General features: G+C 63.9%; 13 protein-coding genes. All 13 read right to left on the reverse strand.

Annotated elements, in window-relative coordinates; all coding sequences use genetic code 11:
* Positions 1 to 172: 172 nt before the first annotated feature.
* Positions 173 to 1543, reverse strand: coding sequence for a TIGR03808 family TAT-translocated repetitive protein (locus tag SO139_RS43000; protein ID WP_498541937.1), 1371 nt, complete (start codon positions 1541 to 1543; stop codon positions 173 to 175).
* 225 nt (positions 1544 to 1768) lie between these two features.
* A complete protein-coding gene (locus tag SO139_RS43005; RefSeq protein WP_498541934.1) occupies positions 1769 to 2416 on the reverse strand; it encodes a pyroglutamyl-peptidase I in 648 nt (215 codons plus the stop codon).
* Positions 2413 to 3402, reverse strand: coding sequence for a methylmalonyl Co-A mutase-associated GTPase MeaB (gene meaB, locus SO139_RS43010; protein ID WP_498541935.1), 990 nt, complete (start codon positions 3400 to 3402; stop codon positions 2413 to 2415). Before meaB ends, SO139_RS43005 begins: the two co-directional genes overlap by 4 nt.
* An 80-nt stretch (positions 3403 to 3482) precedes the next feature.
* A complete protein-coding gene (locus SO139_RS43015) occupies positions 3483 to 4466 on the reverse strand; it encodes a tripartite tricarboxylate transporter substrate binding protein (protein ID WP_449384395.1) in 984 nt (327 codons plus the stop codon).
* A gap of 132 nt (positions 4467 to 4598) precedes the next feature.
* Positions 4599 to 5345 carry an RsiV family protein gene (locus SO139_RS43020; protein ID WP_498541936.1) on the reverse strand — a complete coding sequence of 249 codons (747 nt, stop codon included), beginning with the start codon at positions 5343 to 5345 and terminating at the stop codon, positions 4599 to 4601.
* 337 nt (positions 5346 to 5682) lie between these two features.
* Positions 5683 to 6360 (reverse strand): hypothetical protein, encoded by a 678-nt coding sequence (locus SO139_RS43025; RefSeq protein WP_449384393.1) that lies wholly within the window; start codon positions 6358 to 6360, stop codon positions 5683 to 5685.
* On the reverse strand, positions 6357 to 8513 hold the full coding sequence (gene scpA / locus SO139_RS43030) for a methylmalonyl-CoA mutase (protein WP_449384392.1): 2157 nt from the start codon (positions 8511 to 8513) through the stop codon (positions 6357 to 6359). Before scpA ends, SO139_RS43025 begins: the two co-directional genes overlap by 4 nt.
* Positions 8510 to 8671, reverse strand: coding sequence for a hypothetical protein (locus SO139_RS43035; protein ID WP_474804314.1), 162 nt, complete (start codon positions 8669 to 8671; stop codon positions 8510 to 8512). The genes scpA and SO139_RS43035 overlap by 4 nt, the downstream gene beginning before the upstream one ends.
* A 17-nt stretch (positions 8672 to 8688) precedes the next feature.
* Positions 8689 to 9153 carry a GFA family protein gene (locus SO139_RS43040; RefSeq protein WP_449384391.1) on the reverse strand — a complete coding sequence of 155 codons (465 nt, stop codon included), beginning with the start codon at positions 9151 to 9153 and terminating at the stop codon, positions 8689 to 8691.
* Positions 9150 to 11021, reverse strand: a complete 1872-nt coding sequence (locus SO139_RS43045; RefSeq protein ID WP_449384390.1) for a methylmalonyl-CoA mutase family protein — start codon at positions 11019 to 11021, stop codon at positions 9150 to 9152. Before SO139_RS43045 ends, SO139_RS43040 begins: the two co-directional genes overlap by 4 nt.
* Positions 11022 to 11108: 87 nt before the next feature.
* Complete coding sequence (gene folK, locus SO139_RS43050) at positions 11109 to 11600, reverse strand: 2-amino-4-hydroxy-6-hydroxymethyldihydropteridine diphosphokinase (protein WP_449384389.1); 492 nt, start codon at positions 11598 to 11600, stop codon at positions 11109 to 11111.
* Positions 11593 to 11970 carry a dihydroneopterin aldolase gene (gene folB / locus SO139_RS43055; protein ID WP_449384388.1) on the reverse strand — a complete coding sequence of 126 codons (378 nt, stop codon included), beginning with the start codon at positions 11968 to 11970 and terminating at the stop codon, positions 11593 to 11595. The genes folK and folB overlap by 8 nt, the downstream gene beginning before the upstream one ends.
* Positions 11967 to 12815: a dihydropteroate synthase gene (gene folP / locus SO139_RS43060; protein WP_449384399.1), complete on the reverse strand. Its 849-nt coding sequence runs from the start codon at positions 12813 to 12815 to the stop codon at positions 11967 to 11969. The genes folB and folP overlap by 4 nt, the downstream gene beginning before the upstream one ends.
* Positions 12816 to 12960: the final 145 nt, after the last annotated feature.

A 12960-nucleotide genomic window follows, 5' to 3' on the forward strand; every position in this document is an offset into this window, starting at 1 on the left:
CGAAGAGCTGGCCTGCAATCGAACAAAGAGCTGACCAACCACCTTGACACACCAACTCCCCATGTGAGCAATCCAGACCGTCGCCGCGGGGGGATTCTGGATTGCTTCGCTGCGCTCGCAATGACGGTGTGGCGGCAGCTGGCGCGACGTCACCACTTTGGCGTCGTCATGACTACCGCCTCACTGCATTCCCGCCCACCATCACCTGCGCAAACCGTTGCGCACCGTCAGCCGACAAATCGGTCGTCACCGTTCGCGCATGGTCGAGGCCGACAACGGCGCCGAGCGGGGTCTCGGAGATCATGTTGTTGTTGACGAGCGCGGTGCCGGCGCCCGGCACCACGGACACGCCGACGCCGGCGAGGGCCTTGCGGATCACGTTGCCGGAGATCGCGACGTCGCGCAGATATTTGCCCCAGCCCGCGACTATGCCGTAGGACGGCGCGTTCTCGATCACGTTGCCAGTGACGGAGGTGTCAGCCTCGACATAGATGCCGATGCCGGCATCGTCATCGGGTGCGGTGCCGATGGGGCGCTTCGGGATCAGGTTGCGGACGATGTTGCCCTGGACCACCGCGATGCGGCCGCCTTCGTTGAAATTGCAGACGGAGACGCCGACGGCGGCGCCATCGACCGTGTTGTTGGCGATCACCGCAGCTTCGAACGAGAACTCCGAATAGAGCGCGACCTCGCGAACGTCACTGACGCTGTTGCCTGATATCTGGATGTTGGAGGCAGAGTTGCCGCGCACTGCCGAGTAGTCGCAATTTTTGATGCGATTGCCGCGCACGATGACGTTGCCGGCGCGGAAGGCGTTGATAGCGTTGCCGTATTGTCCGGAGCCGCCGGGGCCGGCCTTGATGTCCTCGATGCGGTTGTCGGCGACCAGCGTGCCGTCGTCACCAACGGCGGTGCGCAGGATCTCGATGCCATTGTCGCTGGTGCCGAGAATCGTGTTGCGCGAGACGATGAGTCCCTTGGCATCGAACGAGACCACAGCCGTCACGGCGATGTTAGTGAAGATATTGCCTGAGATGTCGCCGGCGATCTGCTCGAGCCAAATACCGCTGCCGCCGGAGCCCGTGATCTCGCAATCGAGAACGCGGACATCGCGTCCGCCGAGACAGTGGATGAGGCCGCGTCGCGTCGGCAGCGCAATGCCGCCACCGTCGAAGGTGATGCCGGCGAGGCCGATCGTGCCGGCGCCTTCGCCGAGGAGCATCGAAGGACCACCGGTGAAGATAAATTTCGTGGCACCGCGCACGCCGACGAGTTGCGAGCCGTTTTGCAGCCGCAGCAGCCCGGTGCGGTAGATGCCGGGCGGCAGCGCCAGCGGCGCCTGCGCGCGCGCGGCCTCGTCGATGGCGCGCTGGAGCGCGCGCGTCTGGTCCTCGCTGCTGCCGGGCCGCACGCCATACTGCGTGGCGTCGCGCCCCAGCACCGACGTCAGCGGCGCTGCCTGCGCGGCATCGACAGGCATGGCCAGCGCACCGGCAATGCCGGCGGTGGAGGCTCCAATGAGACGACGGCGATTGAGGTTCAAATTGAGAGGCATGACGCGTCCTCCGGCGGATGCGGAACGCATCCGCCGGCGTTAGGTAGCGCAGAAATGGGGCAGGGCGGTCAGGCGCCGGAGGATTGTTGCTGGTAGGGTTAAATGTTTACCGAGGCCGGGGTGCTGTAGGGTGGGCAAAGCGAAGCGCGCCCACCATTGTCACCGCGGATTAGGATAGATGGTGGGCACCGCGCTCGCGCGCCTTTGCCCACCCTACGCAGCTCTATCGCGGCGCGCCAACTTCACCATCTCCATCAGCATCGCTTCGCCGGCATCGACCAGCTCCTCGAGCGTGATGCGCGGCGCTCCCTTGCGCCGTGACGCGCCACTGCGCGCCAGCAGCGGGATGTGGATGAACGCTGCAAGTTTCGGCCCGCCGGCGTTCACGCTCTCGATCGCGCGCCAGCTCAGATAGTTGCAGAGATAGGCACCGGCATCGCGCGAGGCCCGCGCGTCGATTCCGGTCAGTCGCCCGGCCCGCAGGAGCCTTGCAGTGTGCGGACCAAACATCATCGCGTCTGCGTTCGCCGCGATCGCGCCTGTGCGGGAACGGGTATTGGCGGCATCGGGCCATAGCATGGTGACGGCGTTGCGCGCGCGAGTCTCGATGCGCAGGTATGAGGTGCGTGCGGCGAGGCCGAACATTAGAAGCGCATCGGGTCTGACCTTCGCGAGGACCTCTGGCAATTGCTGGTCGACCGCGGCGTAGGTCACCGGAAAGATGTGGGTCGCAAGCTCGACGCCGTCGAACGCGGGACGGCGCAGCCGCGCCAGCCGCGCGACCAGAGGCTGCGTCGGATTATAGGGCGCGCCAGGGAACGGGCCGAAGCCGGTGAGGAGGACGCAAAGCTTGCCGCTCATTGCAGGAGCTCCATGATGTGCTCTGCGGCGAGCGCCGGCGTGACGCGACCATCGGCCACCTCGGCCTCGATCTTCTTCACCCTGGTGCGGACGGAGGCCTCGGTTCGCAGCCGAGACAGCATGCGCTGCTCCAGCATCGACCACATCCATTTCACCTGCTGCTCGCGCCGGCGCGCGGCGAAATCGCCCGACGCGCTCATCGCCTTGCGATGATCGAGGATTTTCTGCCAGAGCTCGGCAATGCCGTTACCGGTCAACGCCGAATAGGTCACGACCGGCGGATGCCAATGTTCGGAGCGCGGCGCCAGAATGTGTAGCGCGCCGCGATAGTCCGCGGCCGTGATGTTGGCGCGCTTCAGGTTGTCGCCGTCGGCCTTGTTGATCGCGATCATGTCGGCGAGCTCGACCAGGCCCTTCTTGATGCCCTGCAATTCGTCGCCGCCGCCCGGCAGCATCAACGCGAGGAAGAAATCGGTCATGTCGCAAACGGCAGTCTCGGACTGGCCGATGCCGACGGTCTCGACCAGCACGACGTCGAAGCCGCCCGCCTCGCAGAGCAGCATAGCCTCGCGCGTCTTCGCGGCGACACCGCCAAGCGTGCCTGACGACGGGGAGGGGCGGATATAGGCATGCTCGGACGCCGAGAGCCGCGCCATCCGGGTCTTGTCGCCGAGGATCGAGCCGCCGCTGCGCGCCGAGGACGGATCGACCGCAAGCACCGCGACCTTGTGCCCCTGTTCGATCAGATACGTGCCGAGCGCGTCGATGGTGGTGGATTTGCCGACGCCCGGCGAGCCGGTGATGCCGACGCGAACCGCCTTGCCGGTGTCCGGCAGCAGCTGCTGCACCAGCTCGCGCGCGGCCGCCTGATGGTCGCCGCGCCGGCTCTCCACCAGCGTGATGGCGCGGGCGAGCGCCGCGCGGCTGCCGGAGCGGACGTCCCGGGCGAGGGCTTTGACGTCGAGCGAAGCCTTCTTCTGAATCATGCCCTGCTTTACAACGGCCGGGCGGGACAGGCGAGGGCCGGGGCCGGGATCAACGGGGCCGGCTTCGCCTGCTCGATACGTCAAGTCTTGGCGAGGCCGGCGGCTTTCATTGCGGCGCCCATCTGGACATCGCCCTTGTCCATGAAGTCGGCAAACTGGCCGGCATCGCGCCACGCCATGCCGAAGCCGCGATTGGTCACGAAGGCCCTGAACTCCGCGGAGTCGAAAATCCTCTTCGCCGACGTCGTGAGCTTGGCAGCGATCTCCGGAGGCAGGCCCTTCGGTCCGCCGATGCCGCGCCAGCCGCCGGTCGAATAGTCGATCCCCATCGCTTCCTTCAAGGTCGGCACATCGGGAAAGACGGGGTTGCGGGCAGGCGCCATGATGGCGAGGCTGCGCGCTCTCCCGGCTTCGATCGTTGCGCGGGCCTCGGGCACCGAGCAGGTGGCGAGATCGATGTTGCCAGCCGCGAGATCCTGCATCGCGGGTGCAGCACCGTTCGACGGCACCCAGGCGACCTGGTTGGCCGGCAGTCCCATCGCCTGCATCCAGCCGATCAGTGCGAGATGCCAGATGCCGCCTTGACCCGTCCCTGACGCAATGAACTTTCCGGGAGACGCGTCCTTGATGGCCACGGCCAATTCCTTGGCCGTCCTGTAGGGCGAGGAAGAGGAAACCTGGATGCCCGGCGCGTCCTCGTTCATCATGGCGAGCGGCGTGAAGCTCCGCGGCGTCAGGTCGGTGAGCCCCTGCCAGTGCATCATGGTGAGCTCGACGGTCAGCATGCCGATCGTGTAGCCGTCGGGAGCGGCAGTTGCGATCGCGGTGTGGCCGACGACGCCTGAGCCGCCGACCCGATTGACCACGTTGAAAGGCTGGCCGAGTTCCTTTTCCAGCATCGCCGCGAGAACACGCGCAGTCGCATCCGTGCCGCCGCCCGCGCCCCACGGCACGATCAATGTCACGGGCCGCGCAGGATAGGTCTCCGCGCATGCCGGCTGGAGTCCAAGAGCGGCGGCAGCGACAGACGATGCCGCAAAGGCGCGGCGCGTGATGGCAGACATGAGCACCTTCCAGCGGCGCCTGTAACGTCGGACGCCCTGTCTATCGCGCCAGTTTTGGCAGCTTTGCACCAGCGCGGCAAGTCGGCCGGACCAGTTGCGCTGTGAGCAACGCGTCGTCCATGCCGCGTCGAATCACTGCCCGTCGTCTTCGTCGCCCTTCGGTCGCGCGCCGCCGAAAATCCGCGCGCCTTCCTGCGTCAAATAAGGTTTCAGCGTCTCCCACGAAGTGAAGGCGACATATTCGCCCTCGGCGTAAGGGCCGACCGCATAAGGCGGATAGTGGAAGGTGAGACCGGAGCTCTTGCCCGCCTCGGTCGAAGGCGCGAGCGTCACGGCGCCGATCTTGAGCAGGCTCGGCTCGACGCCCTTGAACCACTCGTTGGTGGCCGTCTCGCCTGCATCGCGCTTCTTCTTCTCGATTCGCAGCGAGGCGATCACGGCCTTCTGCATCGCCTTCATCGTCGCGCCGTTGTCGGCAGTCTCGGTGAAGAACGGACGGATCGATATTCGCTTGGCTTGCGCCTTGTCCCACAGGATGGTGTCGACGCCGGAATTCGGATGCGCGCCGTGGGTATCCATGTAATCGGCGCGGACCAGGCTGACATAGCGGTCGGCAACCACCGAGCGGATCGTGTATTTGCGCTCGAAATCCCAGCCGCCGTTCTGGAAGAATTGCGGATCCTGTTTGCGCGAGGCGGCGGCATCAGCCGCGTTCTTCTCGAGCCATTTCTTGCCTTCCGCGAGGCAATCGGCGGCGAGCGCAGGATCGGCCTTGATCTGGTCGTCGAGCAGCACGCGGGCCTCGATGGTCCTGTTCTTGATGATCGCATCGGGCTTGGGATCGGCGGCATAGCTAAAGCTGGCGCCAATCGAAAGCATGAGAGCTAAAGCTGCCAGCGTTGGCCGAATGTTCAGAGAAACAAGCATGATTGGACCAACTACCTTGTCGCGTTCGAACGTCTACGGTCGTCCCTTGATGATGTCCTGAAGCAAGATATCCATTTTGGCTAGCACTTCATCTAAAGCCAGGATTTCACAAACTTCATTGGAAAATGTGTCAACGGCATCTATGAATGTACTAATTTCTCGTACTGATTTTGGAACGTCTTTGAACTGGGATGGAGAGGCAACTAGGATGTACTTGCCGGCACAAGCCATAGTGAGAAAAAGTAGGTGCGTGGCGTAGGCTCGAAGCACCGCCCCTCGCTGTATGGTGTTAATCTCTTTGGATGAAAAAGTGCGTGTGATGGTCAAACTCAAAATGCGTGTACTTTGACAGTAGGCCATATAGCTGTCCGGTCGCTGGCACAAACGTCTTGAAGTAATTCAGACACTGAATCGGACGTATAGTCTTCACTTCTTCCGATGGTCCCAGAGACAACAGCCTTGCGCAAAACGCGAATTGCTCCAATGCTGCTCTTAGGATCGTGGCTACTTCACATAGATAGCCAAGTTCCGACAAGCGCTTTGCCGCATCGAGCGAGCCGATGGTTCGAAAAAAGAACTGCCAAGACAGATTGTCTTGCGAGGGGTCACCCACACTCTTGATTTGATCTTTTCCGAACGAAAGATACCATCCTAGGTACTTTTGACCCTCACCGTAAATCTGGTCGATTCTCTCGGTAAGTCCTAGCCATCGTGTCTCCAGGGGATCTTTTGCGTAACGCTTCTCGGCATAAGAAAGCCCGATCTGCATTCTGCTAGCCAGAAGTGCGGCTAGAAGAACTTTTCGAAACTGGAGATCAAGCCTGTTCGATAGACCAATTCGTGGAAGGCGCTTACCACCTATAGTGTAGTGCGCAACAAAGTTTGGCAACAAAGGGAACAGCGATTCATAGCGCTGAATTGGTTCATAGGAGTGCCATGGTTGCTCGCCCTCGGAGCTATCACTCACTCCGCCGCCGCGCTGTGGCCGAGCCGGGCGTTGAGCTTTTGGATCAGCTCCGCGGCGGCATCAGCGATCACGGTGCCGGGTGGGAATATCGCTTCGGCTCCTGCTGCGTAGAGCGCCTCGTAATCCTGCGGCGGGACCACACCGCCGACGATGATCATGATGTCCTCGCGGCCGTGCTTCTTCAGCGCCGCCTTCAATTCCGGCACCGCAGTGAGGTGGGCGGCGGCCAGTGAGGAGACGCCGAGAATGTGAACGTCGTTCTCGACCGCCTGGCGCGCGGCTTCGTCGGCGGTGGCAAACAGCGGCCCGATGTCGACGTCGAAGCCGATGTCGGCAAAGGCCGACGCAATCACCTTCTGCCCGCGGTCGTGGCCATCCTGGCCGATCTTGGCGACGAGAATGCGCGGACGGCGGCCTTCCGCCTCCTCGAAGGCGTCGATCAGCGCCTGCACCTTTTCAACCTGGCTGCCCATGGCGGACGCCTCCCGCTTGTAGACGCCGGTGATGGACTTGATCTCGGCGCGGTGGCGACCGAACACCTTTTCCATCGCGTCGGAAATTTCGCCGACGGTTGCCTTCGCGCGCGCGGCGTCGATTGCGAGCGCCAAAAGATTGCCGTTGCCTTCGCCGGCCGAACGCGTCAGCGCGGCGAGCGCGGCATCGACATCGACCTGGTTGCGCTCGGATTTGAGCCGAGTCAGCTTGTCGATCTGCAGGCGGCGGACATTGGTGTTGTCCACTTTGAGGATCTCGATCGGCGCTTCATCGGACGGCTTGTACTTGTTGACGCCGATCACCGCCTGTTTGCCCGCATCGATCCGGGCCTGCGTCTTGGCGGAAGCCTCCTCGATGCGCAGTTTCGGCACGCCGGCTTCGATGGCCTTGGCCATGCCGCCGAGCTCCTCGACCTCCTGGATGTGGCCCCAGGCCTTCGCGGCGAGATCGCGCGTCAGCCGCTCGACATAATAGGAGCCGCCCCAGGGATCGATGATGCGTGCGGTGCCGCTTTCTTGCTGCAGGAAGAGTTGCGTGTTGCGGGCGATGCGCGCGGAAAAGTCAGTCGGCAGCGCGAGCGCTTCGTCGAGTGCGTTGGTGTGCAGCGACTGGGTGTGGCCTTGCGTCGCCGCCATCGCCTCCACCGTCGTGCGCATCACGTTGTTGAAGACGTCCTGCGCGGTCAGCGACCAGCCGGAGGTCTGGCAATGCGTGCGCAGCGAGAGCGAGCGCGGATCTTTCGGACCAAACGGCTTCAGCAGCTTGGCCCAGAGTAGCCGCGCGGCGCGCATCTTGGCGACTTCCATGAAGAAGTTCATGCCGATCGCCCAGAAGAACGACAGGCGCGGCGCGAAGCGGTCGACGTCGAGGCCAGCGGCGAGGCCAGCACGAAGATATTCGACGCCGTCGGCGAGCGTATAGGCGAGCTCGAGATCCTGCGTCGCGCCAGCCTCCTGCATGTGATAACCGGAGATCGAGATCGAATTGAACTTCGGCATCTTCTGCGAAGTGTAGGCGAAGATGTCGGAAATGATCCGCATCGATGGGTTCGGCGGATAGATGTAGGTGTTGCGCACCATGAACTCTTTCAGAATGTCGTTCTGAATGGTGCCCGACAGTTTTTCCGGCGGCACGCCCTGTTCTTCGGCGGCGACCACAAACAGCGCGAGGATCGGCAGCACCGCGCCATTCATGGTCATGGACACGCTCATCTGATCGAGCGGGATACCGGCAAACAGCGTGCGCATGTCGTAGATGGAATCGATGGCGACACCGGCCATGCCGACGTCGCCACCGACGCGCGGATGGTCGGAATCATAGCCGCGATGGGTCGCGAGATCGAAGGCGACCGAGAGGCCCTTCTGTCCCGCCGCGAGGTTGCGACGATAGAAGGCGTTGGAATCCTCCGCCGTGGAGAAGCCGGCATACTGCCTGACGGTCCAGGGCTGGTTGACGTACATGGTGGGGTAGGGGCCGCGCAGGTACGGCGCGATGCCAGGGTACGCATCGAGGAAGTCGAGGCCGGCGAGATCGGCTTCGCTGTAAGCGCTTTTTACCGGGATGCCCTCGGGGGTCAGCCATGGCTCGGCGCTGCCGGTCGGAGCGGCGGTTGTAGTCCGCTCGAAGGCGACGTCGGCGAAATTGGGAATGCGGCTCATTCCTTGGAATCCTCAAACCTGCGGTTTCGGTCGATCAGCCTTTGAAGCTTCTTTTTGGCCACGCTCCCTGGCGGAGCCTTGGTGAAGAAATGGTCGATGGACCACACGACCACCATTGGGCTTACTCCGATCAGAAATCCTGCCAGGAAACGGAGCATAATCCGATCCCAGCATATCAATCATGATCCGGATGTTGATGGCTGACGATGGTCGCCATCTTCTCCGGTCCGTAGTTCTGCTGCGTGGTTTGACTCGGCAGGTTTGCGATTCCGACGACCCAACCGAGCCGGGATTCACTTCCGTATTGCCGCGTCGGCACCACGTGATCCGGGCGGTCGAAGGCGCCGGTCATGATCTCGATCCGCTCGCCGTCGATGCGGCCGAAGCTCAGCGGCGTGCCGCAGGCGGCGCAATAGCCGCGCTCGGCGATCGTCGAGGAACGAAAGAACGACGGCCGGCCCTTGGTCCAGGAAAAATCCGTCTTGTTGATATCGGCAAAGGAGGCGAACGGCGCGCCGCTCGCCTTCTGGCACATCCGGCAATGGCAGATGCTGACCTTGTTCGGCGCGACCGACAGCGCGAAGCGCACCGCGCCGCATTGGCAGCCGCCGGTGAGAACGGGTTTGCTGGTCTCGGTCATGCCTGCTCCATCCGTCGATAGGCATCCTGCAGCGTGGCCAGTGCATCGGCGCCCGCGAAGACGAACCCGCTGACACCGGCCGTGCGCAACGCGGCCTCGGTCCCGGTCGGCCGGCCTGCCAGATAGATATGCTTCGCGCCCGCGCTTTGCAGGGCCTTGGCCGAGGCTTCTGCATGGGCCGCATAGACCTTGTCGCTGGAACAAAGGCAGGCGAGCTCCGCGCCCGATGCCTTGAAGGCGGTGGCAAGCTTTGCCGGATCGGCAAAGCCCTCGCTATCGACGGCCAAAATGCCTCCGGCTTCGAAGAAACTCTTTGCGAAGGTTGCGCGCGCGGTGAAATCGGCCGCCGTACCTAGATTGGCCAGAAACACCTTGGGCCGCACCCCGCTTGCCTTCAGCCTGGTGTCGGATTTGTCGCGCAGCGCCTCGAAAGGTTCCGCAAGGCGGATCGGCGCAAGCGGGGCGAATTTGAACTTTTGCTCGCCGTAAGGCGCAAGCGCGACCGGCGTCGCCGGCAGCACCGCCACATCGCTCTCTTGCAGGTTCGGAAACTCGCTCGCGCCAGTCAGCACGTCGCGGCGCTTTGCGACGTTGGCCTCGCGCGCCTTGCGCGTTGCGTGGACCTTGCCCTGGATCAGGCCCTGCTGAAGCGCGGCAAAGACCCCGCCGGCTTTTTCGGTTTCCTGGAACAGCGTCCAGGCCGCCTCGCAAAGCTGCGTCGCGAGCGCCTCGATGCCGCCTGCGCCTGCCGCCGGATCAGAGACCTTTGCGAGGTTGCTCTCCTCGAGCAGCACGAGCTGCGTGTTGCGCGCCACGCGCCGTGCGAACGCGTCTGGTAGCCCCAGCGCCAGCGTGTGCGGCAGCACCGTGACGGAGTTGGTGCCGGCAAGGCCTGCGGCGAACGTCGCCATGGTCGCACGCAGCATGTTCACGTAGGGGTCGCGCTGCGTCAGCATGCGCCAGCCGGTATCGGCCGCGATGAACAGCGGCTTCGGCGTCAAGCCGCAGGCCAGCTCGATGCGCGCCCACAATAGTCGCAGCGCGCGGAACTTTGCCATGGTCAAAAACTGGTCGGCATCGGCCGCAAGCCGCGCATAGACCATGCCCTGTGCCTGCTCCAAGGGAACGCCGGCGCCTTCGATCGCGCGCAGATACGCAACGCCGCAGGCGAGCACAAAGGCGAGCTCCTGCACCTCCGATCCGCCGGCATCATGGATCACGCGTCCATCTGCGGATGCGAACGGTCCCTTGAAGCCGAGCGCCACGAGGCCCTTGATCCCGGAGGTCACCGCGGGAACGATCTCCTCCCAGGCGTAGGGGCTATGACCCCAGACCGCGCAGGCCGCGAGTGGATCGAGGCCGAAGCGGATGTCGCAGGCGGCAGGATCGATGCCCTTGCTCTTGACGTATTCCGCAACATGGATCGCGGCCATCCGCGATTGCGGGCCGACCTGAAGCTCGATGCAGATGCCGGCATCGAGGTGAATCTCCCTTAGGACCTTAGCGACTGCGTCCGCCGTCGGTTCCAGGCCAAAGCCATGGCTGCCGTTGCCGCCGGCAAACACCAGCGCAAGCCCCGTCGCTCCGTTCTCCAGGTCCGTGAGTGCCTGGGCATTCGCGAGCACCGTATCGGGATGGTCGATCCGCTGCATGACCTGCCAGGGCGCGGCCGCCTGCCGACCCGCAACGGGCGCGAGATCCTTGGCGCGCGGATAGAGCGGATCGATCTTCAGCCCGTCGTAGGTCTTGCCGACGAGCTTTTCGAATGGCGCGCCCTTCAGCACACCATCGACCAGCTTGCGCCAATCCTCGTAACTCGCCTTGGGGAAGTCCGCGGCCAGCAGCAGATCGTCAGTCACGGCGGTCATTCGGCAGGAAACTCCCGGACATATTCGTTCTCATCGTTGGGGACGAAATTGCCACGGCCGGCCGCCCCTGCAAACGGTTGATTTTGGTTAACCGGTATCCGGGAGCCGCTCGATTCCTTGTGTTGAGACGCTGGCGAGGCCGTCGCGCACGCGGATGCCGCCAATCATGCGGTCGGGCGCAATCTCGGCGAGCGGCACCAGCACGAAGGCGCGCTCGAACAGGCGCGGATGCGGCAGCGTCAGCTCCGGCGTCTGCAAGGACACATCGTCATAGGCGATCAGGTCAAGATCGAGCGTGCGCGGCCCCCAGCGCCGTTCCTTGTCGCGGGTCCGACCAAATTTCTGCTCGACCTTCTGCATCACGAACAAGAGCGCGTGCGGATCGAGGCTGGTCTCGATTTCGATGCAGGCGTTGACGAAAGGCGCCTGGTCCTCATCGCCCCAGGGTGGCGTCGTGTAGTCGGAGGAACGCGCGACCAGCACCGCCTGCGCCATGCCGCAGATGTGGGAGATCGCCTTTCTGAACGTCGCGCGGACGTCGCCGACATTGCCGCCCAGCGCGATTAGCGCGCTAGCCATGGTTTGGGTGCCGCGAGCGCGTCAGCACTATGCCAACGTCATCGAAGATGGCGGCGATCGGCGCATGCGGTTTGTGCACGGTCACCTTCACCGCACGGATGCGCGAAAAATGCGACAGGATGGCATCGGCCACCGCACCGGCTGCGCGCTCCAAAAGCTTGTAATTGGTGTTCTTGAACGCAGCCGTCGTGGTCGAGACCACGTCCGCATAGGAGACGGTGTCAACGAGCCGGTCGGTGCGCGAGGATTCCTGGAGGTCGGCGTAGAGCTCGAGGTCGATGACGAAGCGCTGGCCGACCTCGGTCTCATGCTCCATCACGCCGTGGCGCGCATGGATCACTAGGCCGGTGACGAAGATCGTATCTGTCATGGCTTACCTTCGATGGCGGTGGCGACCCGCAGGGCTTGCAGAGTCTCGGCGACGTCGTGGGTGCGGATGATCCGCGCGCCGCGCTGCGCGGCGATGAGATGAGCGGCGATCGAGCCGCCAAGCCGCTGCTGGGGCTCCGACGGTGATACGGATGCGATGAATCGCTTGCGCGAGGCGCCGACCAGCACCGGCAGGTCGAAGGCGCTGAGCTCGTTGAGGCGCGCCAGCGCCGTCATGCTCTGCTGCGGCGTCTTGCCGAAGCCGATGCCGGGGTCGAGCACGATGTGCTCCTCGGCGATGCCCGCCTTCGTTGCGATGTCGAGCGAGCGCTGAAAGAACGCGATCATATCCTGAATGATGTCGATGGCGGGGTCGACGCTATCGCGGTTGTGCATCACGATGACCGGGATTTTTTTCGCCGCTACTACCGCCGCCATGCCGGCATCGCGCTGCAGGCCCCAGACGTCGTTGGCGATCGCGACGCCCTGGTCCAGCGCGAAAGCCACGACCTCCGACTTCATGCTGTCGATCGAGACCGGCACGCCGAGTCCGACGATGTCGGCGAGCACGGGTTTTAGCCGCCGCAGCTCCTCCTCCGCCGTGACCGGCTGGGCGCCCTTGTAGGGTCGGGTGGATTCGGCCCCGATGTCGATGATGTCGGCACCATCGGCGATCATGGCACGCGCCTGCGCCAGCGCTTCGTCGGGCGCGATGAACTGCCCACCGTCGGAGAAGGAATCCGGGGTGACGTTGAGCACGCCCATCACGGCCGGGACCGGCCTGGTCAGCAGCGTCCGTAGCCATGGGGCAGTGGACGGGGCAGGGTGCGAGGGCGAGGCGCTCATGCGGTCGCTTTGCGCGGTCGGGGAGGTCAAGTCAAGACGCATCATCCTCGACGTCATTGCCCGCGAAAGCGGGCAATCCAGATGCTATGGGGTAAGCGGCGACTGGGGTAAGCGGCGGTGAGGGTGTGGACACCCCTCGAACGCC

Source organism: Bradyrhizobium sp. UFLA05-89, assembly GCF_059803475.1.

Excerpts from the sequence above, each read along its gene's own strand:
- folP (WP_449384399.1), bottom strand. The coding sequence starts at position 12,815 with ATGAGCGCCTCGCCCTCGCACCCTGCCCCGTCCACTGCCCCATGGCTA.
- scpA (WP_449384392.1), bottom strand. The coding sequence starts at position 8,513 with ATGAGCCGCATTCCCAATTTCGCCGACGTCGCCTTCGAGCGGACTACA.
- SO139_RS43035 (WP_474804314.1), bottom strand. The coding sequence starts at position 8,671 with ATGCTCCGTTTCCTGGCAGGATTTCTGATCGGAGTAAGCCCAATGGTG.
- meaB (WP_498541935.1), bottom strand. The coding sequence starts at position 3,402 with ATGATTCAGAAGAAGGCTTCGCTCGACGTCAAAGCCCTCGCCCGGGAC.
- SO139_RS43020 (WP_498541936.1), bottom strand. The coding sequence starts at position 5,345 with ATGCTTTCGATTGGCGCCAGCTTTAGCTATGCCGCCGATCCCAAGCCC.
- SO139_RS43040 (WP_449384391.1), bottom strand. The coding sequence starts at position 9,153 with ATGACCGAGACCAGCAAACCCGTTCTCACCGGCGGCTGCCAATGCGGC.
- folK (WP_449384389.1), bottom strand. The coding sequence starts at position 11,600 with ATGGCTAGCGCGCTAATCGCGCTGGGCGGCAATGTCGGCGACGTCCGC.
- folB (WP_449384388.1), bottom strand. The coding sequence starts at position 11,970 with ATGACAGATACGATCTTCGTCACCGGCCTAGTGATCCATGCGCGCCAC.
- SO139_RS43045 (WP_449384390.1), bottom strand. The coding sequence starts at position 11,021 with ATGACCGCCGTGACTGACGATCTGCTGCTGGCCGCGGACTTCCCCAAG.
- SO139_RS43015 (WP_449384395.1), bottom strand. The coding sequence starts at position 4,466 with ATGTCTGCCATCACGCGCCGCGCCTTTGCGGCATCGTCTGTCGCTGCC.
- SO139_RS43005 (WP_498541934.1), bottom strand. The coding sequence starts at position 2,416 with ATGAGCGGCAAGCTTTGCGTCCTCCTCACCGGCTTCGGCCCGTTCCCT.